Origin of the sequence: Methylorubrum sp. GM97 (assembly GCF_024347855.1) — a bacterium.
Taxonomy (GTDB): domain Bacteria; phylum Pseudomonadota; class Alphaproteobacteria; order Rhizobiales; family Beijerinckiaceae; genus Methylobacterium; species Methylobacterium extorquens.
In genome coordinates this window covers 4,781,045-4,803,656 of sequence record NZ_AP025942.1, presented here as the reverse complement: position 1 = coordinate 4,803,656, position 22,612 = coordinate 4,781,045, and the positions used below count along the sequence as shown (strand labels likewise).

The 22,612-nt window shown below is 62.2% G+C and carries 16 protein-coding genes and 1 pseudogene; 4 read left to right on the top strand and 13 right to left on the bottom strand.

Annotation, left to right across the window (positions count from 1 at the left end):
* The first annotated feature begins 180 nt into the window (after positions 1–180).
* Positions 181–7,209, top strand: a complete 7,029-nt coding sequence (locus MSPGM_RS22345) for a peroxidase family protein (RefSeq protein ID WP_261926416.1) — start codon at positions 181–183, stop codon at positions 7,207–7,209.
* A 271-nt stretch (positions 7,210–7,480) separates the two neighbouring features.
* Here the strand turns inward: MSPGM_RS22345 and MSPGM_RS22340 are convergent, their stop codons facing one another.
* Complete coding sequence (locus MSPGM_RS22340; protein ID WP_261925971.1) at positions 7,481–7,621, bottom strand: hypothetical protein; 141 nt, start codon at positions 7,619–7,621, stop codon at positions 7,481–7,483.
* 315 nt (positions 7,622–7,936) lie between these two features.
* Between MSPGM_RS22340 and MSPGM_RS22335 the strand changes: the two are divergent.
* Positions 7,937–8,101 (top strand): annotated as a pseudogene (locus MSPGM_RS22335) (metallophosphoesterase); the annotation flags it as partial.
* 221 nt (positions 8,102–8,322) lie between these two features.
* On the opposite strand, the gene dinB reads toward MSPGM_RS22335, so the two are convergent.
* From dinB to MSPGM_RS22320, 3 genes are all read right to left on the bottom strand, one after another.
* Positions 8,323–9,390 (bottom strand): DNA polymerase IV, encoded by a 1,068-nt coding sequence (dinB, locus tag MSPGM_RS22330; protein ID WP_261925970.1) that lies wholly within the window; start codon positions 9,388–9,390, stop codon positions 8,323–8,325.
* A 226-nt stretch (positions 9,391–9,616) separates the two neighbouring features.
* Positions 9,617–11,347, bottom strand: coding sequence for a DUF927 domain-containing protein (locus MSPGM_RS22325; RefSeq protein ID WP_261925969.1), 1,731 nt, complete (start codon positions 11,345–11,347; stop codon positions 9,617–9,619).
* Positions 11,348–11,569: 222 nt separating this feature from the next.
* Positions 11,570–12,388 (bottom strand): hypothetical protein, encoded by an 819-nt coding sequence (locus MSPGM_RS22320; protein WP_261925968.1) that lies wholly within the window; start codon positions 12,386–12,388, stop codon positions 11,570–11,572.
* 840 nt (positions 12,389–13,228) lie between these two features.
* On the opposite strand from MSPGM_RS22320, the gene MSPGM_RS22315 reads away from it, so the two are divergent.
* A complete protein-coding gene (locus tag MSPGM_RS22315; protein WP_261925967.1) occupies positions 13,229–14,056 on the top strand; it encodes a hypothetical protein in 828 nt (275 codons plus the stop codon).
* A 74-nt stretch (positions 14,057–14,130) separates the two neighbouring features.
* Here the strand turns inward: MSPGM_RS22315 and MSPGM_RS22310 are convergent, their stop codons facing one another.
* Positions 14,131–14,502, bottom strand: a complete 372-nt coding sequence (locus MSPGM_RS22310) for a hypothetical protein (RefSeq protein ID WP_261925966.1) — start codon at positions 14,500–14,502, stop codon at positions 14,131–14,133.
* Between the two features lie 482 nt (positions 14,503–14,984).
* On the opposite strand from MSPGM_RS22310, the gene MSPGM_RS22305 reads away from it, so the two are divergent.
* A complete protein-coding gene (locus tag MSPGM_RS22305; protein WP_261926415.1) occupies positions 14,985–15,239 on the top strand; it encodes a helix-turn-helix domain-containing protein in 255 nt (84 codons plus the stop codon).
* A gap of 8 nt (positions 15,240–15,247) precedes the next feature.
* Here the strand turns inward: MSPGM_RS22305 and MSPGM_RS22300 are convergent, their stop codons facing one another.
* From MSPGM_RS22300 to MSPGM_RS22265, 8 genes are all read right to left on the bottom strand, one after another.
* Entirely contained in the window at positions 15,248–15,850 is a 603-nt protein-coding gene (locus MSPGM_RS22300; RefSeq protein ID WP_261925965.1) for a hypothetical protein, read from the bottom strand.
* 73 nt (positions 15,851–15,923) lie between these two features.
* Positions 15,924–16,259, bottom strand: a complete 336-nt coding sequence (locus MSPGM_RS22295; RefSeq protein ID WP_261925964.1) for a DUF3768 domain-containing protein — start codon at positions 16,257–16,259, stop codon at positions 15,924–15,926.
* Between the two features lie 108 nt (positions 16,260–16,367).
* A complete protein-coding gene (locus tag MSPGM_RS22290) occupies positions 16,368–16,820 on the bottom strand; it encodes a hypothetical protein (protein WP_261925963.1) in 453 nt (150 codons plus the stop codon).
* A 760-nt stretch (positions 16,821–17,580) separates the two neighbouring features.
* Positions 17,581–17,793 (bottom strand): hypothetical protein, encoded by a 213-nt coding sequence (locus MSPGM_RS22285; protein WP_261925962.1) that lies wholly within the window; start codon positions 17,791–17,793, stop codon positions 17,581–17,583.
* Positions 17,794–17,828: 35 nt separating this feature from the next.
* The gene (locus tag MSPGM_RS22280; protein ID WP_261925961.1) at positions 17,829–18,491 is read right to left on the bottom strand and encodes a tyrosine-type recombinase/integrase; all 663 of its coding nucleotides are present in this window, start codon (positions 18,489–18,491) and stop codon (positions 17,829–17,831) included.
* A 45-nt stretch (positions 18,492–18,536) separates the two neighbouring features.
* Positions 18,537–19,238, bottom strand: a complete 702-nt coding sequence (locus MSPGM_RS22275) for a hypothetical protein (RefSeq protein ID WP_261925960.1) — start codon at positions 19,236–19,238, stop codon at positions 18,537–18,539.
* 398 nt (positions 19,239–19,636) lie between these two features.
* On the bottom strand, positions 19,637–21,760 hold the full coding sequence (locus MSPGM_RS22270; RefSeq protein ID WP_261925959.1) for a DEAD/DEAH box helicase: 2,124 nt from the start codon (positions 21,758–21,760) through the stop codon (positions 19,637–19,639).
* A complete protein-coding gene (locus tag MSPGM_RS22265; RefSeq protein ID WP_261925958.1) occupies positions 21,757–22,602 on the bottom strand; it encodes a DUF1837 domain-containing protein in 846 nt (281 codons plus the stop codon). The genes MSPGM_RS22270 and MSPGM_RS22265 overlap by 4 nt, the downstream gene beginning before the upstream one ends.
* Positions 22,603–22,612: the final 10 nt, after the last annotated feature.

Below are 22,612 nucleotides of genomic sequence, written 5' to 3'. Positions count from 1 at the left end.
TAGTTCCCTGGATATTTCCTCGCCAATATTGACTGAAATTTATGCAGAAATTACTCGATAGCCATAGTCGCTCTGACTATAGGATCTGGCGCTCAAGCTTTGATGAAGCGGCGTCTTTGGTCTTTTGACAATCGGCGTTCGCTTTCCGCGATGCGGACGCTCGTTATCATGGGGGCTATAATGGTTGCGCTCGTCAAGCACGATCTCGAGTTCATTCTCAGACAGATTGAAATCGCGGAAGCGCACGCTCAAGGTGGCGTTCTGGCCGAACTGGTTGCAGGATATAACGGTAATGATGGGCTGACCCAGGCGCATCTGCTCCCCTATGGCCTCCGCACCGTCGATGGAAGCTACAACAATCTGCTTCCGGGACGCGAGAATTGGGGCGCCTCGGATCAGAGCTTTCCCGGCCTCTTCACCCCCACCTACATCAACGACGCGGATGGCGACCGCTACGACTTCAATCCGCTGCCCAACGTCGAGACGTGGTACTCCAACAACGACTACGCCAATGCCGGCGTCCGGTCCGGATCTCAGCCCGGTCCCGGTAGCGGCACGGTCATCGACGCTGATCCGCGGATCATCTCGAACCTGATCGTGGATCAGACCCTGGACAATCCGGCCGCGATCGCGGCGGCGCTGACCCATGCCGGTCTGACAGGTCAGCCGCTGATGACGGCGCTGAGCGAGATCGTCGGCGCGCACAATGCAGCGAAGATAACCCCGAATGATCCGGCTGCCACAGCAGCTCTCGACGCCAAGTTGGCTCAGTACGGCGTGGAGATGGACGGGAACACCGTCTTTCTGCCGAATGTCTCGCCCGACGAAGGATTGTCGTCACCGTTCAACGGCTGGATGACGATCTTCGGCCAGTTCTTCGATCACGGCCTCGACCTTGTCGCCAAGGGTGGAAACGGCACCGTCTACGTGCCGCTGTCCCCCGACGACCGGCTCTACGTGCCCGGCGGGCAGAACTACATTCCGCTGACCCGCGTCACCGTCGAGGCCGGCGCGGACGGGATTCTCGGAACAGCCGACGACGGTGCCGGCCCCAAGAACCTGACTACGCCCTGGGTCGATCAGAACCAGACCTATGCCTCGACCGCATCGAAGCAGGTCTTCATGCGGGAGTATATTCCCGGACCCGACGGCAAACCAATCGCCTCCGGACACCTGCTGGAGGGCAGCAACGGTGGCCTCGCCACATGGGCCGACATCAAGGCGCAGGCGAAGACCGTCCTCGGCATCGAGTTGACCGACCTCAACGTCGGCAATATCCCGCTGGTCGCGGCAGATCCCTACGGCAACTTCATCCCTGGCCCTAACGGCTATCCGCAACTCGTCGTGGGCATGGGCCCCGACAGTCTGCTCGGCACGGCCGACGACGTGCTGCGCGAGGGCAATCCCGCCGCACCGGTCAGCGCACAGGGCGTGGTCCTGACCGGACACGCCTTCCTCGACGACATCGCCCATGCGGCCGTGCCTGTCATTGCCGGCGGCGTGCTTCAGGCGGACGGCGATGCGGCGCTCGGCTATGCCAATGCCGACGGAACGCCTGGTCCTCAGGGCCCGCGGGGCGCCACCGCCTACGACAACGAACTGCTAGACCGGCATTTCGTCGCCGGCGATGGCCGCGCCAACGAGAACATCGCGCTGACCGCCGTCCACCAAGTGTTCCATTCCGAGCACAATCGCGTCGTCGAAATGACGAAGCAGATCGCGCTCGATTCAGGCGATCTCGCCTTCCTCAACCAGTGGCTGCTGGTCGATGTCGAGGCCATGCCGACCACCGAGGCCGAACGGGCGGCGTTGGTGTGGGACGGTGAGCGCCTGTTCCAGGCCGGGCGCTTCACCAACGAGATGGAGTACCAACATCTCGTGTTCGAAGAGTTCGGCCGCATGATGCAGCCCGACATCGACGCCTTCGTGTTCGAGCCCTCGGCCGACATCAATCCGAGCATCGCGGCGGAGTTTGCGCACGTCGTCTACCGCTTCGGTCACTCGATGCTGCGGCAGGACATTGCCGTCATCGGAATGGATGCGGACGGCAAGCCGGTTCAGAACGACATCAGCCTGTTCGACGGCTTCCTCAACCCGATCATGTACGACTCGCTCGGCGATGCCGAAGCCGCCTCGGGGGCCATCATCCGGGGCATGAGCCGCCAGACCGGCAGCGAGATCGACGAGTTCGTCACCGACGTCCTGCGCAATCAGCTCCTCGGAATCCCGCTGGATCTGGCCACCATCAATCTCGCGCGCGGTCGCGATGTTGGCACCCCGACGCTGAACGTGGCCCGCGAGCGGTTCTTCGAGGAGACCGGCGATACGCTGCTCAAGCCCTATGAGAGCTGGGCCGATTTCGCGCTCAACCTCAAAAATCCGGCCTCGATCATCAACTTCATCGCGGCCTACGGGAACCACGCCTCGGTGCTGAACACGGCCGATGCTCCGCGCACGGTCGCCGACTTGCGCGCAGCCGCAACCAAGCTCGTGCTCGGCGATTCTGCCCTGACGGGCGATGCCAAAGCCGCCTTCGACGCCGACCGGCTCGATTTCCTCAATCATACCGGTGCCTATGCCGGCGACGGCAGCCTCGGCGGCCTGAACACGGTCGATTTCTGGATGGGGGGGCTTGCCGAGAAGAAGATGGCGTTCGGCGGCATGCTGGGCTCGACGTTCAGCTTCGTCTTCCAGATGACGATGGAGAACCTGCAGGATGCTGACCGGTTCTACTACCTGTCGCGCACGCAAGGGCTGAACCTGCTCAACGAACTCGAGAACAACACGTTCGCCGAACTCGTGATGCGCAACACCGATCTCGGCGACGCGCACTCGACGGCGCTGCCCGGCAACCTGTTCTCGGCCTTCCAGATGCCGACTCTGGAACTGGACATCAGCAAGCAACTGGGCGCCGATCCGGTTTCGGACGATCCGTTCCTGGGCGGCTTCTCCAAGCTGATCGAGCGCGTCGATGCCAACGGCGACGGGATTGCCGAGTCGATTCGCGTGAACAGCAACGAGCATTTCACGATCGGCGGCACGGAGGGCAACGACATCATCGTGTCCGGCGGCGGCGACGATGCGATCTGGGGCAAGGCGGGCGATGACCGGATCGAGGCCGGCTACGGCGTCGACAAAGTCTTCGGCGGGGCAGGCGACGACATCATCACCAATGCCGGCACGGATATCGGCGAGGCGGACTTCCTGCACGGCAACGAAGGCAACGACGTCATCCACGGCGGCTCGGGCCTGTCGCTGCTCTTCGGCAACCAGGGCAACGATTTCATCGTGACGGGCCCCGACGGCAAGGAAGCCTTCGCCGGGACCGGCGACGACTTCGTCCTCGGCGGAAGCGGCGGCGACGTGCTTCTGGGCAACGAGGGCGACGACTGGCTCGAGGGCGGCCAACGCTTCGACAGCCTGTCGGGAGAGAATTCCGAGCTGTTCTTCAACTCGACGATCATCGGCCACGATGTCCTGAACGGTGGCAGCGGCGACACCGACTACGACGGTGAGTCGGGCGACGACATCATGTTCCAGAACAGCGAGGGCATTCAGCGCAGCAACGGCATGGCCGGCTTTGACTGGGCCGTCCACAAAGGCGACAGCCAGGCCGCCAACTCGAATCTCGGCATTCCGATCTTCGCGACGCAGGAAGCCTTCATCCTGCGCGACCGCTTCGATCTGGTCGAGGGCCTCTCGGGCTGGAAGCAGGACGACGTCCTCACCGGGCGCATCACTGCCGTGAACACCCGTGCCGAGCTTGAGGGCACGGCGGCCATCCCCGGCCCGAACGCGCCGCTCGACTCCTACTCCAACGACCTTCTGGCCAAGAACGTCGCCCTCATCAGCGGTCTCGCCCCGCTGGTCGCCCATCTCGGCGCCGGCGTCCCGGTGACGCGGGTCGTCAACGGCCAGACGGTGCCAATCCTGGACGAGAACGGTGTTCAGGAGCGTGTCGTCTTCTCCACGGCCGATGCCTCGGACATCCTCCTGGGCGGCGGCGGCAGTGACGTCATCACGGGCCTGGCCGGCAACGATATCATCGACGGCGACCGCTGGCTCAACGTGCGCATCCGCTTCGTCGAGGAGGGGATCGCCTACACGGTCGATGAGATGGCCGGTCAGGTCTATCTCGAAGCCGAGTACGTGAACGGCGCTCCGGCGCCGAATGCGGTGCCCCAGTTCGGTGGCCGGCCGCTTACCGATCTGATGTTCGATCGCACGATCAATCCCGGGCAGCTCGCCATCGTTCGCGAAATCGTGGACGGCGACGCGTCGAACAGTGCCGTCGATATCGCCGTCTATCGCGACGTGCTGGCGAACTACGACTTCACCCAGAACGCGGACGGCAGCATCACCGTCGCGCACCGGGTGGCCGCGACTGTCGATCCGACGCCGGAGGACGACCCGGCCGGCGAGACACCGGAGGGCGAAGCCGAGCCCGACGCCAACTCCGACGGCATCGACCGGCTGTCCAACATCGAGAAGCTGCGCTTCTCCGACGGCAACGGCGGCACGGTCGAGTACTTCCTCAACCAGCTGCCGTTCCCGGCCACGGGAGCACCCGTCATCGTCGATCCGACGCCGACCAATGGCCGGGCTTCGCCGACGGAAGGGCTCACGCTCACAGTCGATACGAGCGCGATCCAGGACGTGAACGGGCTGGGCATGTTCAACTACCAGTGGCAGGCTTCGGCCAACGGCGGCAGCACGTGGCGCGACCTTCAGGTCAGCGCGAACGGGAATTCCTTCACGCCCAACGACGGCGTCCTCGGTGTCGGCAGCCAAGTCGGCGAGATCCTCAGGGTCCGTGTCAGCTTCACGGACGGGGCCGGGCATCAGGAGGTACTCTTCTCCGCGCCGACCGGCATCGTCGGCGAAAACTGGGATGCCATCCCGGTCGTGGCCAACACCTTCAACGGGACGGCAGGCGACGACATCGCCGACGGGACGAGCGGGTTCTTCGGCCTGGGCGCCAACGACACGCTGAACGGCAATGCCGGCAACGACATCCTCAATGGGGCCGGGGGTAACGACACCTTGAACGGTGGCGCTGGTGACGATCGCCTGGACGGCGGCACGGGCACCGACGTGGCGGTCTTCGCCGGTCCCGTGGCCAATTTCGCCCTCGGCTCCAGCGGCACCAATCTGGTCGTGACGGACCTGACCGGAGCCGAGGGGACGGATACCCTCAGCACGATCGAGACGCTGCGCTTTGCCGGCGCCAACTACACGGTGGTGGCGGGCACCACCGGCAACAATACCGGCCTGAACGGGGCCAACGGCGCGGCCGGATCGCAGGCGGTGTTCGGCTTTGCCGGGGCCGACACGCTCAACGGCGGCGCGGCCAGCGACCATCTCGTCGGTGGCCAGGGCAACGATACCATCAGGGGTGATGCTGGCGGCGACACCATCTACTGGACGGCGGGCGACGGCCGCGACTTGGTCAATGGCGACACGACCGCCACGAACATCGTAGGCAGCGTCGACACGATGAAGGTCATCGGCGACACCACGGCCGAGGCGTTCCGGATCTACACGCGGGCCGCCGCGCTGGAGGTCGGGATCGCCGATCTCAACGGCAACACCGAAATCGTCATCACCCGCAACGGCACCGGCAGCGCCTCAGTCGTCGCCGAACTCGACAACATCGAGGAAATCGTGATCAACGGTCGGGGCGGCGGCGACCTCTTCGTGCCGGTCGGTGATTTCACCGGCACGAGCCTGCTAACCAGTACGATCACGCTGGAAGGCTCCGAGGGCGACGACACGGTCGATATCACCGCGCTCTCGTCGGCCCACCGCGTCGTCTTCCGGTCGAACGGCGGCAACGACACGCTCGTCGGCAACCTGCGCCCTCAGGACATGATTGAACTGCCGGACGGCGCGACCTCGGCCGAATACGAGATCAGGACCGATGCGACGAGCGGCGTCACCACGATGACCAGGGGGGATGACAGCGTCTCCTTCACCAGTCCGGGCGGCCTGCCGCATTTCGGATCCGGCCGGAAGCACGACGATGACGACGAATTCATCGAAGCGGATTACGAAGACGATCATCACGGCGATCATGACGACGAGGACGATTATGGGCCGGAAGACGGCCCGCACGACCCCGTCACCGGTCAGCCCCCGATGAACCCACCGGGGACGGACGGGCCCGGAACCGGCCAACCGAGCCCGGTCGGCGCGATCTTCGTCGGCGGCGCGGAGAACAACACATTCACGGGCACCGCCAGAAATGACAGCTTCAACGGTGGCGGCGGAACGGATCGGGCGATCCTCAACTTCGCCTTCGGTGCGGCCCTCGTCAGCGTTGCGGCCGACGGCGCCACGGTGATCACCGGGCCCGACGGGAGCGACACCTTCCGCGGCATCGAAGTGTATCAATTCAGCGACCGCACCATCGACAACGCCGATGGCTCACCGCTGGTGGACGACCTGTTTTACTTCAGCCGCTACGGCGACGTGGCTGCGGCGGGCATTGATGCTGATACGCATTATGCCGAGTACGGCTTCCGCGAAGGGCGCGATCCCAACGCCTTCTTCTCGACGAAGGGCTATCTCGCGGCAAATTCGGACGTGCAGGCCGCCGGCCTCAACCCCCTGTCCCACTACGATCAGTACGGCTTCCGCGAGGGCCGCGATCCCGGCGTGAACTTCGACAACGAAGCCTACTATGCCGCCAATCCGGATGTGAAAGCGGCCGGCCTCAACCCGCTGCGTCACTACTTGGAGTACGGTCAAGGCGAAGGCCGCAGCGCCGACGAAGCGGTCGGCCGTGTGGCGGATCTCAGCGCCGCGCAGGGCTTCGACGCGGAATTCTACCTGCTCGGCAATCTGGACGTGGCTGAGGCGGCGATCGCGGCCGGCGGCGACAGCTTCGCTTTCGCGCTCAACCACTACAGCAGGTACGGGATTGCCGAGGGCCGTGATCCGAACGCGGTGTTCGACACCGACAGCTATCTCGACGCCTACGCCGACGTTCAGGCGGCCGGCATCAATCCGCTGACGCACTACATCCAGTACGGCGCCCGTGAGGGCCGCGATCCGTCGGTTGAGTTCGACACGACGGCGTATCTGGCGACCAACCAGGACGTTCAGGCCGCTGGCCTCAATCCGATGCTCCACTACCTGCAGTACGGTTTCTATGAGGGCCGCTTACCACAGAGCGACGCCAGCTTCGGCGCCGGGATCATTGGATGAACGTGGAGGCTTTGAAGTAACATTTCGGTTAGCGATTCAGTATGCGGATCGATGTATTGAAGGCACTTCGCTCCGCATTCAGAATCGTTTGGGTACAGACTGTAAGGGACATAACCTCCCGTACAATTGCAGGTTCACGCCAAGAATCGCTGCGGACAGTTGTCGGTTCACGACGCTCCCTGTAATTCGTTGCCTCAACTCACAAAAGCGGCCGGCCCTTCCGTTTCCGGGGTCGGTCGCTCCGTTTCTTCATCCGGGCCTGAACCCACTCTCAGATCACCAGTGTCTTCAGCAGCTCCTCGGTCCGACGCCGGTTCTCGTCCTGCTGCGACCATTCATAGTAGCGGTCGTCGAACAGCTCGTGGAAGTTCGTCGCGCCCGCGCGCAACGCGTTCTCCGGCAGCCCCGTCACGGCTCGCCGCCGCCTCTGGCTGAGTTGGTGTAGCGTCCGGGATACCCCGGACCGTTGCGTGCGAACCGTACCCTGTGACTCCATCCGCCGTATCGCTGCGATGTCCTTCAATGGCACGAAGTACCCCGGCCGCGCTGGGTCGTTCAGCGCAGTGGTCGGTATGATTCCCTTCATCATCTTGAGCGCAGCGACGCGCGCCACATCGATGATGTCGGTCTGGGCAAGCCTTTGGGAAGAAAGGGGAGGGGGTTTCGGAGGCCGCGGCGGCGCTGCCGCTGAGCGACCCACGCCGCTCCGACGGCCTGGGCGCGGTTGCGGGGGAACGGCGGCTTCGTCTCGGGCGCGACCGCGTTCGGTGGGATGACGCTCTACGTCAACAACGGCACGGCGCTGTGGCCAGGCTTTGCCCTCCGACTAGGTCCTCCGTCCGAGCTGACGCGTATCACGCTCCGAGCCAAAGTTCGGCCTCGCACGAACTGACGGAAACTAGGTCTGGCTCTGCCTTCAGGGTTCGAAGAAGCGACTCGCTCTCGAACGACGGCCATCGCGTCAGGCCAGCAGACCGGTCTGAGTCGCACCTCGCACCCATTATCTGGGGAAGGGCTGCGGCGAGGCCCCCTTGTCAGACGGATCGATGCAGGAGGTGGCTCGCGGTGGACGAAGGGGTGCCTCAGGGTTGGCGACAATGGCTGGCCGCCTCATCACATGGCGAAATCAAGTTGCTGCGGTCCACTTTCGCCAGACTGCGCTTGCAACGAAGAGAGCGCCGTCCCGATCAGCCGCACGCTCCGGCGCAGGGGGAACGCGTCGCGCAACAACCCGAGACTGACCTGCTCCAGCATCGCACGATCCGCGAGCGGTTGCGTGAGGGAGCGCGCCCGCGTGATCTGAGCGAAGTCCGAGAACTTCAACTTCAGCGTCACGGTGCGTGCCACCACCGCCTTCGCTGTCGCCACCGCCCAGACCTTATCGAGGAGCGGCTGCAGGCGCTCGGCCAGCACCGCGTGCTCGCTTGTGTCGTCGGAGAATGTCGTCTCCGCACCGATGGACTTGCGCTCGCGGTGCGCTCGCACCGGCCGCTCGTCGACTCCCCGAGCCACTCGGTAGTAGTAATCGCCTGCTCTGCCGAAGGCCGCCCGCAGTTCGTCGAGTGAGCGTGCTTTCAGATCGGCGCCCGTACGGATGCCCAGCCGCTGCATCTTCGCCTCGGTCGCTGGCCCGACGCCGCGAAACTGGCCGATGGGCAAGGCTTCCACGAAGCCGGGGCCCATGGCCGGCGTGATGACGAACAGCGCGTCGGGCTTGCGATGGTCCGAGGCGACTTTGGCCAAAAATTTGTTGTAGGACACGCCTGCTGAAGCCGTGAGCCCGGTTCGGGCAAGGATCGTGGCGCGAATGTCCCGCGCGACGTCGGTCGCGGTCGGCAGGCACTTCAGGTTCTCCGTGACATCGAGGTAGGCCTCATCGAGCGCAACCGGCTCGATGATGGGCGTATGCTCTTCGAACACGGCGCGGATCTCCGATGAGACGGCCTTATAGGCCTCGAATCGCGGGCGCACGAACACGAGATCGGGGCAGAGCCGGCGCGCGGTGGCCGACGGCATGGCCGAGCGCACGCCGAAGGCCCTCGCCTCGTAGCTTGCCGCCATCACGACGCCGCGCTCGCGTGACCCGCCGACTGCCAGCGGGCGATGGCGGAGGCTCGGGTCGTCGCGCTGCTCGACGGACGCATAGAACGCGTCCATGTCGATGTGGATGATCTTGCGCATCGGCGTCGATCCGGAAATGAACCGGCGCGCACGCCCTCAGGCGCCTCACGCTCGTATGTTCAGTGTTTGTTCGCGCCCGGGGCCACTGAGGTCAAGCGGGTGCAGGTCGGCGTCCCCTAGCTTCTTGGCGTGCAGAGCGCCGTTCAGACTGGGAGCAAGAAGGCGTGGTGCTGGTATCCCCCACGGACGCGAAGCCCGTGGGGGATACGGTCATAGCTCCTGATCGTCAGGCCAACACGATGGCGTCCTCGTCGCTGCGACGACCCCGGCCCGCCGCCTCGACGAAGGCGGCAAGCGCGTCCGCTTTCATCACCAGGCAGCGCGGCTTTGTCACGATGCAGCCGTTGGCGCGGCTGATGAGGCGGACGTGGAGTTGCTTACCCCGGCGTGCCCCGTGCCCACCCTCGATCACGCCCGCCTCCTCAAGCGCAGCGATCAGCACCGCCGGCGCCGTCGTCTTGCCCAACACCGCGCTCAGCTTCTCCTGACGGATCGCCACGAACTCGCCCTCCGCGCGGCTGAAGCGGAAGCCGGCCACGCGGTCGTCGTCGAGGACGAGCTCCTTGGCTGCGCCGATGTCCGGGAACACCGCGGGGTCAAGGAGCGCCTCGCGCAAGGCGACCAGCGCCTCGACCGGGCAGCCTTCCTGCAGAGCCGCCAACGCCCGACGGTAGAGGCGGCGCACCACGCTCAGGGGCAGGCCCGCCTTCCAGGGCAGGAAGCCGGTCCCCACCGCGATAGTACCGGTGGCGTAGATCAGCCCGAACTTGCGCGCGATGCGGCCATGGTAGGCGTCGGCCGGCTGCACCGTCTCGACGAACTCCTCGATCAGCCCGTTGACGCGCCCGCGGTGTGCCCAGACGTGATCGAGCCAACGTCCCAGGGCGCGGCCGTGATGATGCTTCATGCCGTCCTCCAGCCGCGCAATGAGGTCGGCGGCGTAGCCCGGCTCCGAGCCCTTCGGCCGGTCGACGATGCCGCCCTCTTCGCGCGGCGGCACCGGGATGGTGATGAAGCGGGCCGCCTCCTGCTCATCCCACGGCAAGCGCGCGGTTCGAGCCATCTCCGCCCCGGACCGGTTGCCGTTGCTGAGGATGGGCGAACGAATGCGCAGGTCCGGCAGGGTCGCCTTAACCGCAGCCGCGTACCGCTTGCTGCCGCCCTCGACGAGGCCGTGCGTAATGCTCGAGAGGACCGCACGCAAATCCTCCCGCTTGGCCTTCTCGGCCGCGTTGAGAATGTACGCGCGGTCGCAGCGGATGGCGGCGTTCTCACCGGTACGACGATCGCTCTGATGCCAGTTGCCGTGGCTGTCAGGCGGGCCGTCGAAGGAGGCGGCAACCCGCGCGGTCGTGGTCTTGCCGGTGGAGGACTGGCCGGCCAAGTGGAACACCGCTCCCTCGGGCAGGTCGGCCCAGTACAGGACCGGGCCGGCGAGCGCCACGAGCTGCGCAAAGGCAAGGTAGCTCGACTCCGCGCACAGGGCCGCCACCTCTCGGCGCCAGCCCCAGAACGTGCCCGCCGCGAGGATGGCGCTCGGAGAGACTGTACCGCTCCAGACATAGCGGTCCCAGCCGCGCCCGCGGCGCAGGTCGGGGCCGATGTAGGCCTCGCGGTCCTTCCAGCCGCCGTACTCGACCGCCGTCCTGGTCTCATTGGGAGCGGCGGCGATGAGCGCCGCGACCTGTTCCTTGGCCACGTCGAGGTCACGGGAGAGGTGCTCCGAGACAGCGCCGATTTCCTTGGCGATCTGGCCCAGTGAACTCATCTGGCTAATCGTCAGCATCTTCGTGCGCCCGCGGTCGAGATCGATGGTCACGAGGAAGTGCAGGGTATGGTCGGCCTCCTTGCGGATGCGAATCATGCGGATCGGCGCGCCGGAGTGGCGGGCAGCAGCGCGCCGCGCAGCGCGGGAGGCCTTGATGGTCGTCGCCGTGCGCTTTTCGCTGTGAGGCACGTGAGCCCGGTGAGACAGGTTCGTCTCACCGTCTCGCCGTCTCACATGATTGATACGGTCGATTGAGACCGTGGAAGATTTGAGATAGCTCTTATAGCGGCCCACTGGGCCCTCCTTTGCAGCTTTAGTTATTTTCGATGTAAATCATCCGTGATTCTGGTAATTTCCTGCTGAAAAACGTCAATCATGGCGGCTTATGACGCACTGTCGTGAGTACACAGCTCATGGCGCAACGCTCGCCAGCTGACCGTTGAGGCGCTTACAGCCGACCAGGATCACGCGCTCGCCGAGACTGAGGCGGCACAGCCAGCGGTCGAAGGTCCGCTGATCGCTGGCGTCGAGCGGGAGGTGACGGCGGGCTTGGCGGCCATTCGCCGCGACGTAGGCGATGCGCTGCTCGGCGTACCGCTTCAGCGCGTAGGCCTGCTGACGCACCGTGTTGCCGACGTCCTCGACAACGAGGGGCTTGGCGTAGGGCGGCAGCGGGTAGCGTTTGCCCACCCCGAGCGCCGCATGGAGCTCGTCCCGGGTCGCGCCCGCCACAACGAGGTGAACCTGCCCAGCCCAGGTCTTCGTCCCCTTTGAGTCACGATTCAGGCAAACCTCGAAAGCGCCCACCGCCGTCGGGCGCTTCCCGATGCGCGCGGTGAGGCGCATGAAGCCGCGCTTCACGTGCTGCTTGACGGCCGGGATCGAGATCGCCCCCGGTGCTGCCTTGTAGGGCACCGCCCACAGCGGGTGGACGAGGCTCACGGCAAGAAGGGGGCCAGGCTTGCTGCGAAGCAGCGTATCGGCCTGCAGGGTGAGCGCGAGGCGCTGCTTGCGCTGACCATGATGGCAGCCGTCGCGGCAGCGCCGTAGGCCGCACTCATCGGTCGTGCACTGACTGAGACCGCGGATCAGGCTCGGCGGGGCGCCGGCTCGGGCCAGGGCCTGAACCATGGCGTGCTGACGGCGGGCGGCGTCCTCGGCAGTCTCGAAGTTGTCGAGCCCGAGTGCCACGAGGCAGTCAGGCGGATCGGGAGGGCGGAAGTGGGTCACAAAGGGCCTCGCTTTCAATGGCGAAGCCCTTCCATCTACAGGGTCATTTTCAGGGTGAATACAAACGCTGGGTATTCTCCGTCCCGATTACCCGCCCGGATTTATGTCGCTGAGCGGGCTGCGCTTTTTTGCAATCGGTGCACGGCCGGCTGAGCCGCCGTGACAGACACGGTCGGGTTTTCGCCCGCATCTCACCGTCTCACCGGGCTCACCCTGCCTGCGAGACCTCGAACCGCCCTCTGGATCTTTGTCCTGAGACGAGCTTTGGATCCACGCGGTACGCAGACGAACCTTTTAAATGGTCATCGGGACGACGCCCGGCCGTGGTGCCGCCTCGACCAAATCAGGCATTTCGGCGCGCATGATGGCATCGTCGAGTTTGCGCGTGCCCTTCGATGAGCTCGCCGGCCCGGTCCATCATCGCGTCGCGTGCGGTCGTTACGGGCTCCCACCCGCACGTCGTCATCCCGTGCTTGACGACAGCGTGCGCCCTAATCACAGCGGCGAGCCGGTTCAGCCCCCTCTCGCATCAACGTCCGACTGAGCCGCGCCGGGTTTCCCGGAGGCCATCGGGTTTGAGACAAGCGGCCAAGCGTTGGACCTCGGCTGGATTGCCGTAGCGTGCTTCCGCTTCGGCGAGAGGCATGTTGCCGATGGGTTCGAGCAACCGACAGTGATTGAAGCATTCGCGACGAGCGCCTCCATCATGGCACCTGCTCACCCGCAGTGGTACTCTGCGCCTCCCCTCGGGCCAGTGCCCGCTCACGCATTGTCCGGGCGTTGCTGCGTGGTGAATTCGGTCTCGTGCGGTGATGACGTCAGATAGCTAGGGCGGGGCCTATGGATTTACGTCTCTCCGATGGACCTGCGACCGCGCTTCCAGGCTATTTGCGGGTGGAGGACGCCGTCAACGCACTCGGGCGTCAGGATCACCCGGACGTGTGGGCCCAACTTCCGGGTTGGGAGCAGATGCCATTTCGACGTTCCAATAAACTGCGCGACAAGAAGGGGAAGCGGATCTGGGTCCGTCACACGCTCACGCTGGTTGGCCGGAGAGGCACTCTGCACAGCATCCCGCTGAAGCTCGACTTGAAGCGGGATGAGCGCCGAGCCTGTACCAGACTCTACAAAAGCGTTCGAGCGCCGCTCCAACATGCCTTGGCAACCAGACGCTTGAAAGCCGTGGCGGTGCATCACGGCTCGGGGAACGAGTCGCCGCTCGACCGGCCAGGGATTTGGACAAAGCAAGCCTATCTCGTCTTTTTCACCGGCAAGGTGGTGCTGCGTGATCCTCCCCAGCCCGACGTGATCGCCGACGTGCTCTTCAAACAAACCGACTTCGAGAAATGGCTCAAGGATTGGGGGCGGGAAAACGCGAATTTTGCAAGCCCAAAGGTGTTGAAAGACATTGGGCAGATCATCGTTGATCATGAGCAGAAGAGCGGATACGACATCACACGTCAGGAGGCGATAGATCTCGTAAATGACGTCGCCACGCAGCATCGGAAGAAAATGTCCGTACGGGCATTCAAGGCTTATGCGTGGAAAACCCGCCAGTCGAAAGCCGGGCGTAAAGTGACTGTGCTCAAGATTCAGGAGCACCACAAAGCCGAATTGCGGCAATTGATTGCTGAACGGCTGAACCGTAGCGTTTTTTTGCAAAAGTGATCTGCCATGTGCACGGACTTGGGCCACATGCGCCCGAAGCAGTTGCCTGCTCCGGACACACGGTTGGTTGTGATTTAGTCGGCCACCCCGTTGCTGGCTTCGGCGGACGACAGGCGGAGAGATTCGCGCTGGCGACGCCGCCAGTTCCTTCGGCTCAGCTCATCCGCGTTGCGCTGATGGTAGCAGCGCAGCATTTCCGCGACTTCCATGAAGACGGGCCAAGCGCGCTCATAGATCCACACGCTATCCTCTTGCGACCCGTCATTACCGAAGGGATGATTGATAGGCGGCGGGAAGCGAGGATGGGCCAACGCATAAGGGATTGCGTCGACATTTTCCTCGCCGGCAAGCTGAACCAAATCATCAAAGGTAAGCAAAATCGGCTGATTACTTTTGATGCGCACCTCATAGTCACCATCTTCGGTTTGAATTTCTTTAATTTTCATTCCCGATTCACCTCTTTGCTCATGGCATGCTGCGCTCGGTACAGCGTGTGCTGAAAGTTGAAGTGGCCGAGCGCATCCATGGATGGCGCATCAGGTGGCTCGGTAATAGCCGCAGGCAGACAATTGGCGCGTCGATTACCGAGGTTGCGTCAAAGGGGGAGGGATCTTCTCGACGCATGGCATCGGCAGACCCACAGGTTGCACGACTTCGACAACCAAGGAGTCGCCGACGGCGCCCATCATGGATCAACGGCGGCTCTCACGACCCGAACCTCTGAGCATTCGCGTAGGCCCGAATGCGGCACTGGTGAAAGGCCAGGTGGCGCTCAAAGGTCATAGCGCCGCACGACGAGATGATGCCAACCGGAGGGGAAGGAAGGGGGCGCGTCATCGGCATCTCGGGGCCACCACGAACGCGCTCGCGCTGGCAGGCATCACAGCTCGGCGGCGTCGTGGTGCCGGTACGGGGCGCTCTTGGGCGCCTGCTACGCCGTGACTGGAACCTGCGGCGGCTGCGGGTCGCGCAAGGCCTGTTGCAGGAGCGGTTGGCGCTCGCGGCCGGCATCGACCGTGCCTATGTCGGACGGGTCGGGCGCGGTTCGGAGAACGTGGCGATCTCGACGCTCGAGGCGATGGCCCGGGCGTTGTCCGTGCCGGTGGCGCACCTGCTCGTCGAGCTGGATGGCGAGGCTGAACGGCCGGCGTCCTCGAAGGCTGGCCGCAAGCCGGCGCACTAGCCGCGCGCTTACCGGATGGCTCGCTCTGCGGCTGTGAGGCGGCTGAGGTCGGCCAGGATCAGCCGGAGTTCGCGCCAGGGGCTGGTCTCGTCGGATGCCGGACCAGGCGCGTGCACGCTGAGCAGCACGAGGAGCTTGAGGACGAGCGCGTGGATGGTCCAGGCGGGCGTGACCAGGAATGCCTGAGCCGCCGCCAGGACGGCGCCGTCGAGTGTCGCTTCATGCAGATCGGCCTCCGCGAGACCCACCGTTGCGGCCGCTTCGTCCCACCGCCGCTGTTGACGCCGCAGGCGTTGCTCGAGCCGCTCACGGCGACGCCCCGGTGGCACAGTTCGCGCGATCTCTGCGAGCTCAGCCGCGTAGCGCGGTTCGCTGTCCGAACCACCCGGCAGCGCCACGCGCGGCCAGCCAATCCGGTCGACGAGAGCCGCCTCGATGCCGTCGCGGGTCACGATCGCGGCAGCGTGCCGGTCGAGAAGTGCCTGAAACTCGGCAAATAGCCGTGGCATCGGATCGGCGTCGGCCACAACGTCCATTCGGCCGGCGCGACGCTGATCGGTGGCCTCGAACTGTACGGCGATGATGGGCAGGCGACTCAGCAGCGCGAGCAAGCGCCGCCGCGTCGGCGAACCCCGCATCGAGGAAGCGTCGCCGACGGGGGGCGTCCCATCGCAGCAGCTCACCTCAATACTCCCCAGCGAGCATGACGGTGAGCACGCGGGTGGTGACGCTGGTGTCGGCGGGATCGGGCCAGGCGAAGCGCCCCGAGCGGTCGAAGCAGTCGATCTTGAACATCACCCACTCGCCGGCCGCCTCGAGCGCGCCGAAGTCGTGCTCGCCGTGCGGATCGTTGTCGGCATCGAACCGGTCGAAGGCGGCGATGGTGTCGAGGATGACCTGCTGGCGCTCGCGGCCGAGCGCGACAATGCCGGCGGTGAGGACCAGCGTCCCGCCGCTGAGCGAGCGACGCAGGATGTCGTTGAGCGCAGCGACGCGCCCCACATCGAGGATGTCGGTCATGAGTAGCCTTCAGGAAGGGAGGGGAGGGGTATTCCGGCAGCCGCGGCGGCATTGCCGCTGAGCGACCCAGGCCATCAGGCGGCCTGGGCGCGGCTCTCCTGGCCTGGGCTACGCCTCGCCGGGCGGCAGCAGGGCGAGCTCGGTCGCCTTGCGCAGAATGGTCGGCTGAGTGGGGTAGTCGCGCCAGCGCAGCGAGAAAACCCGGCCGTTGATGCCGATCACCTCGGCCTCCCACCAGCCTTCATCCTCACCCTCATGGGCAAGCACGACGCTGCCGAGGCCAATCTCAGTGGGGTCACGCGGCATGGCTTCGCCGACGAAGGTGCGATTACCGGGACGGGGCGCGTTCGATGCCGCGGCAGGGGGCAAGTGGGACTCGGGCTTGGCCGCTGCCGTACCGACCATACCGGACACGCTGGCCTTTGCATCGGCAGCGCCGCCCTTCCTCTCGGTGCTGAATGACGTGGAGGTGGTTGTGCTGATTAGACCGTCCTCATCGGTCTTGCGGTCGTCCCCGCTTGCCGGCTGGGCCATGATCTCGGCTGCGCTCAGTTCGTGCACCGTGGACGATGTCGCTTCCGGTTCCTTGCCAGCGATTACTCGCAGCGCAGCGGAGGTCGGGCACGACAACGATGCGGACGGGGTGGAATGCCTCGCGGACTCCCCTTGCAACGAGGGCGTCGGAGCGCAGCCGAGAGGCTTCGCTGTCTTCGAGGGGCGCTTGGTGGGAACGTGGCGGGTCATCGAGGATCTCCAGAAACGACGAAGGCCCCCGGAGTGGGGGCCTTCTGGCAGGTGTGGCAGCGAGGGAGGAACGCGTTATTGCGAACCTGGCGCGTGAGTGGCCGGGGCCGCGGTCGTCGTGCTCGTCGTGATCGCCGATACATTGGACGTCTCCTCGTGCTCATTGACTGAGGCAACGGGCGCGAACGGCACAACCGGTCAACACCAGCAGTATAGTCGAAACGATCGCTAAATCAAGATTATAATCCTATATCGCATCACGGAAGTTATGCTGCGACTACCCCTTTTCAATCGGCTGCTATCATCTTTGGCCGGACGCGTTGGCCCTTTGCGGCACCTGCCGGCTCTGCATCGTTTGGCATGATCAACCAATCCCACGCTCACGCTTGCCAGCTTCAGCCTGCGCATCGTCCGGGCGGGCGTGCCGGCAGGGATGCTCTACGTCGTTAAACTCGTCGTCGATGCGGTGGTCGCCGAGCGTGCCGATCCCGCGTCTGACGTTTCGGTTACGGAGTGGCTCGCCGATCCTGGTCTACGCCCACGACCGCCGGATACGGCAAGCTGTGCGGGCCTGCCGTCAGATCAGGATGCGCTCGATCTCGTCGAGGTTCACCTCGTCGGAGCGCCGGTCATAGAGCTGCGTGGTCCGGGTCGAGGCGTGGCTGGCGATGGCAGCGGCGCATTCCAGCGTACCTCCGTTCTTAGGGTAGGCGGTGATGCCGGTGGCCCGGAAGGTGTGGTTGCCGATCCGGGTGGCGATGTCGGCCGCCTTCGCCCTCCGCTGCACCATCGCGTAGGCGTTGGCGGCGGGGAGGGCGGTACGGGTCAGTTCGCCCGTACCGCGCCGGATCGTGCGAAACAGCGGCCCGCTACCGTCGCCGGCGATGCCGGTGCCGTCCAGGTTGGCGTGCAGGTAGGTTTCCAAGTTGTGGTGGCAGGGCAGGTCCACCGCCTTGCTGTCCTTCTCGTGCAGCCGCCCCAGAGGCGGCGGTTCTGCACGTACACGTCCTCGACCCGCATTGCGGTGGCCGCGCCGATCCGGGCGAAGCTGTAGACCATCAGCTCGATCAATGCCCGGTCGCGCAGGCCGATGGGCGTGCTCACGTCGATGGCGTCGAGGATCGCACGCGCCTCGTCCGGTGGGAGCACAGGGGGCTTGCCCCGCTTCACCACATGCTTCGACCCTCGCACGCCGCTGACCGGGTTGAACGGCAGCACGCCGCCCGTCGCCAGCCAATCGAACATCATCCGGATCGCGGCCAACCGCTGCTCGACCGTGGAGGCGCTGTGGCTGCGTCCCAGCTCCTCAACGTAGACGGCAATGTGGATGGAGCTGACGTCGGTGATTGAGCGCAGGCCATACCGCTTCAACCAAGTGCAGAACTTGCCCACCGCCATAACGTAGGCGCGACACGTGTTGGGATTGCGGATCTGCGCCGTGAAGAACTTTAGGAAGCGGTAGGCGGCGCGGTCGCCCGCCGCAGCCACGAAGGCCGGGGCAGGAAGCTGCCGAGAGCGGCGAACCGGTTCACGTCAAACCGACGACCCTAGCACTGGCTGACACAACTTCTCGCAGATGCCAACCGCCTCCTCTATCTTCCGGCCAATATTATCCTTTCCCTTATGCTCGGCATATCCTTTCCAAATATCAGCCTTGAGATTGTTCATCGTCTCTTTGTCAACATCTTCCCCAGGGGCAGTCCATTCGACAAGAAGCTGCGATGCAACACGTGTTTGGTGTAGTGATTGATGAAACAACTCAAACGCTTTGTCTGCCTCTAATCCGAAATGAGCATGGCAAGCCGTTCTACGGGCGAGCATATTGCTCAAAAATTTGTTTTCTGCTTGTAATCTGGCCTGAGGCACAAAATAACTATCGCGCAGTCTTTTTATTTCTTCACGTTCGGCACCATCACTTACCCTTGAGGTAGCTTCTCCACTGAATGAAAACCCATTGCGGACGTATTCCATAAGGGATCGTAGCTGATAAGCATCAGACAACATATGTTCAGCTAGTTCGAATTTCCGCTTAAATATAGCCTGTTCGCGGTCGTATTCAAACTTTGCTCTTGCAAGAGCAATATCAGCCTCGACTTTTCTTTCAGCAAGCTGTCGGTCAGCATCCAGTTTTTGTCTGTGGGTAATAAGCGTTGTCGATCTTCCTATAAAAAGGCTGACTATCGAGATAATACCCGACACCACAGCTGCTGTAACAGCTGGACCGACCCAATCCATCGCCCCCTCCTACCAATTCATACACGCCAGCCGAGGCGTTCCAGCTCCCCGGCCTCTTGGCGCGCCTCCTCCAAGAAACGCTGTGTCGATTCGAGCTATGAATTTCGCACGGTATTTGACGGCATGGACTGCAAGGTACCCTTTCGTGCCTCAAGGCGAGCAATCTCCTTCCGTGTTTCGTCGTAGGCAGCCCTAGCGTGATCTCGTTCGTCCATAGCCATCTCAATCCCCTCTTCGATATATTCGACGAAGGACATTATCATGTATATATCACGGCACCGCACGTACGATGTGCAGGGTGGGCGATTTGCACGTGAGTTTTGGAGAGGGAAGCGGTGCGGTTGCAGGAACTTGTCTACTGCTCACATCTGGCGAGTTATGAGCGAGGCCAATTTGGTTCAGGTAGATGCCAACGCTTGCTCGATGATGAACCGGTCGATTTCGCCAAATTCTAGCAAGTTGTTGAAGTCCAAGTTTTTGATGGCAGCAATCGCCCCAGCCCTATCGTCAACGTCCCCAATGCGCTTCCGAAGGCGTTCAGAAAGAGGTATGGGAACACCAGCCTCATCTAATTGCTTCAGCCAGACAGGTCTGTACCAATTCTCCAGAGAAACAATAAACGGACTATACGCAATCTTTGCACGCGGCATGGCATGCCCAACTAAAGCCTCGATAGCGGCAATCGACCGGGGAAAAATAAACTCGCAAGCTTGCAAGAACTGAAAGGCTGTATCTACTCCAGCTGAGAGATTACCATCTTTGCCAAAAGTCCGGGAGAACCACCGGAGATAAGATGGGAATGTATGGATTTGTCCTAATTGAGACCAAGCCCAGCCGACCTGCGCGGCTGAGTGAAGGCCCGGCGTGTCCCGCCTCGCATGCGCAATATGCAGTACAAATTCAGCCAAGGCTTTACGTTGCTGTTTATTTGGATGCCCCGTCCAAATGAAATCATCTGGCCGCTCCCGCAACTCGACTTGCAGTCGACTGTAAACTTCGCTTAAAAGATCGACACCCAGAACGCCATGTTTCTGCAAGATCTCTCGGCTCAAGCCACTCTCCACCGGCAGCCTATCTTGTCGCTCCTTACCATCCGCTGACAGCTCTGCCCTAGCGACGTTCATGACGATGAAATCGGTTGAACTTCCGGGGTCTGACAAGACGGGGACATCTACCCGCGTTTCAACTTCAGCCGGGGGTTCATGGTAGAGGTAAGCGTTGCCAACAAAATGACGCATCATCCGGCCAACGCGTCCACGTATGTTAGCGAACGAAAAGAAATCGAAATCCGTTTTGTTTATTTTCTTGTCATAGATAAACACGTTGGCGGCGGACGTGTTTACACCTTCAATAAGCGTTGATGTGCAGATCAGAATCTTTAAGTGACCATCGTCGAACATACGTACGAATATCTGCCCTAGTGAGCGCGGCAAACGTCCGTGATGGACCGCAATCCCGTTTGCAGCGCCACGACCAACCTGCCAATCTTGGTGGTAGTTATCCGCAATCCACTGACCAAGCTTTGCCCCAAGGTCGGAAGGATGAGTTATCCCTGCCTCGATGATATTGCCCATTAAGTTCTGCGCGCTGGCAGGCACAGCGGTGAACACTAACGAATTCTGCTCACCAACTCCACGAAGGTCGGCCAAAAATGTCTGAAGTTTTTCTTCTTTAGCGGAACGATCAACGATGTTGACCGTCACGGTCCGATAGTTCGTTTGCGAGAACCGAAAGCTTCCGGTCCAGTTCGGCCCTAAGTCGATGTTCCTTATGTGAGGCCCTGCCATAAAAACTTGCCGTGACTTAGGGAGAGCTCGGTAAACAGCCAGATTTAGAGTTTCGTAGCGGCCATCCTCCCTACCTGGGTCGAGCTTGTAGAATTCGTCAACGAAGAGAAAACCAATCCGCAGGTTGTCTTCACGCTGCAAAAATCGCTCTTGTGTGAGAATGAAAATCGTCGGCTGAGCTTCATCATAATGTTCGGTGACCGTAGTTATCAGTCGATACTTGCCTCTAAACGTCCGTGACAATCTGCGACGAGCTTCGTCAATCAGGGCTATCGTGGGAAGTATCATAACGACAACGTTTGGACGCTTCCGCGAAAGAAAAGCGTCAACGAGTAAACTTTTGCCAAAACTGGTTGGCGCGCTAAGAATGACATTATCCCCGGCGAGCAGCCATAGCAGAACTTTCATCTGCTTTGAATGCAGATATAGTTTCTCTTCTAGTTCCACGGCGTGAGCTTCAATGACCGATTGTGTCAGATGACTGAACCGGTCGATATTCACGTAAGGATAAAGACCACATTCCTCGGCAAGATACTCAACAGCGTCAACGCAGCCTTCCGGGATTTGCCCGTTTCGACGCGCTTCCAAGAGGCGGATTGATAGCTCAAGGGCTTCATCAGCCTCGCGATCGTTGTCGTTCAACATTGCCCCGGCAGCAAAGATAGCCTCAAAAACGTCGTCTGCAGAGAGACGGCCGCCATTTCTAAGCGAACGGAGGTTGTCCAGAGCCGTCATAAGAAAGGCACCAATTTTTGGTCAAAACTTTTGATAACGTCCTGCTTTTTACCCATTGGAACGAATATCAGTCGAAATCTTAGCCTTATACCAGACGCCCTATCCGTGAAATGGCTACGAAGGCTCTCAATCTCTGACGTTAAGCTGCTGATATAGCCCTGACAAAGAGACTTAAAGTCTGCAACAGACTTGCTCTCGTAGGCGATCAGGATAGGAAAAACCGATTTTTCAATAAGTTTGTCCGACGACGTTTGTGATTTAAATAGCTTTATAACTTGATCTCGGTGCGGGATATCCTCTGCAACGTGCCCAATGAGCATAGCTTTCTCTGTTTTGAGAAAGGTCGGCGCGATATGCTGCTCAATAGAAGCAACAGCCTCCTTGATAGCACCCTTTCCGTCTTTGTAAAACTTAGACTCGCCTAGCCAGAGCTCAAAATCATCGTCCAAAGGGACTAGATGAACCCCGTCGAACCCTTTCACAGTGTCGTTGGAAGAGGTTTTCAGAATGAGCTTACAGACTACTGGAACCGTTCCGTAGTGAAGAACGCATATCAGGTGGAACAGAAGCTCTCCCAGTTCTCCGCGAGTAGAGGTCTTTTTAGTATGGTAGATGTGAGCAGCGGCCAACTTAAGTAGTTCTAAAAAGTTTGCCGGCCCGAACGATAACTGATGCTCTTGATTCAAGGCTGCATAAGGCAGCCAATTAAACAAATGGTCCGCGAGTTGAGAGCTCCGCCATGTGCCTCCGTCGTAGCCTGCACAAAGGCCTTGGACAGGCAAAGGGAGATTAAGGTGGTCAACCCTGATCTCTAAGAACGGATCGGGATACGTGAGAGGCATAAGTCCGTTC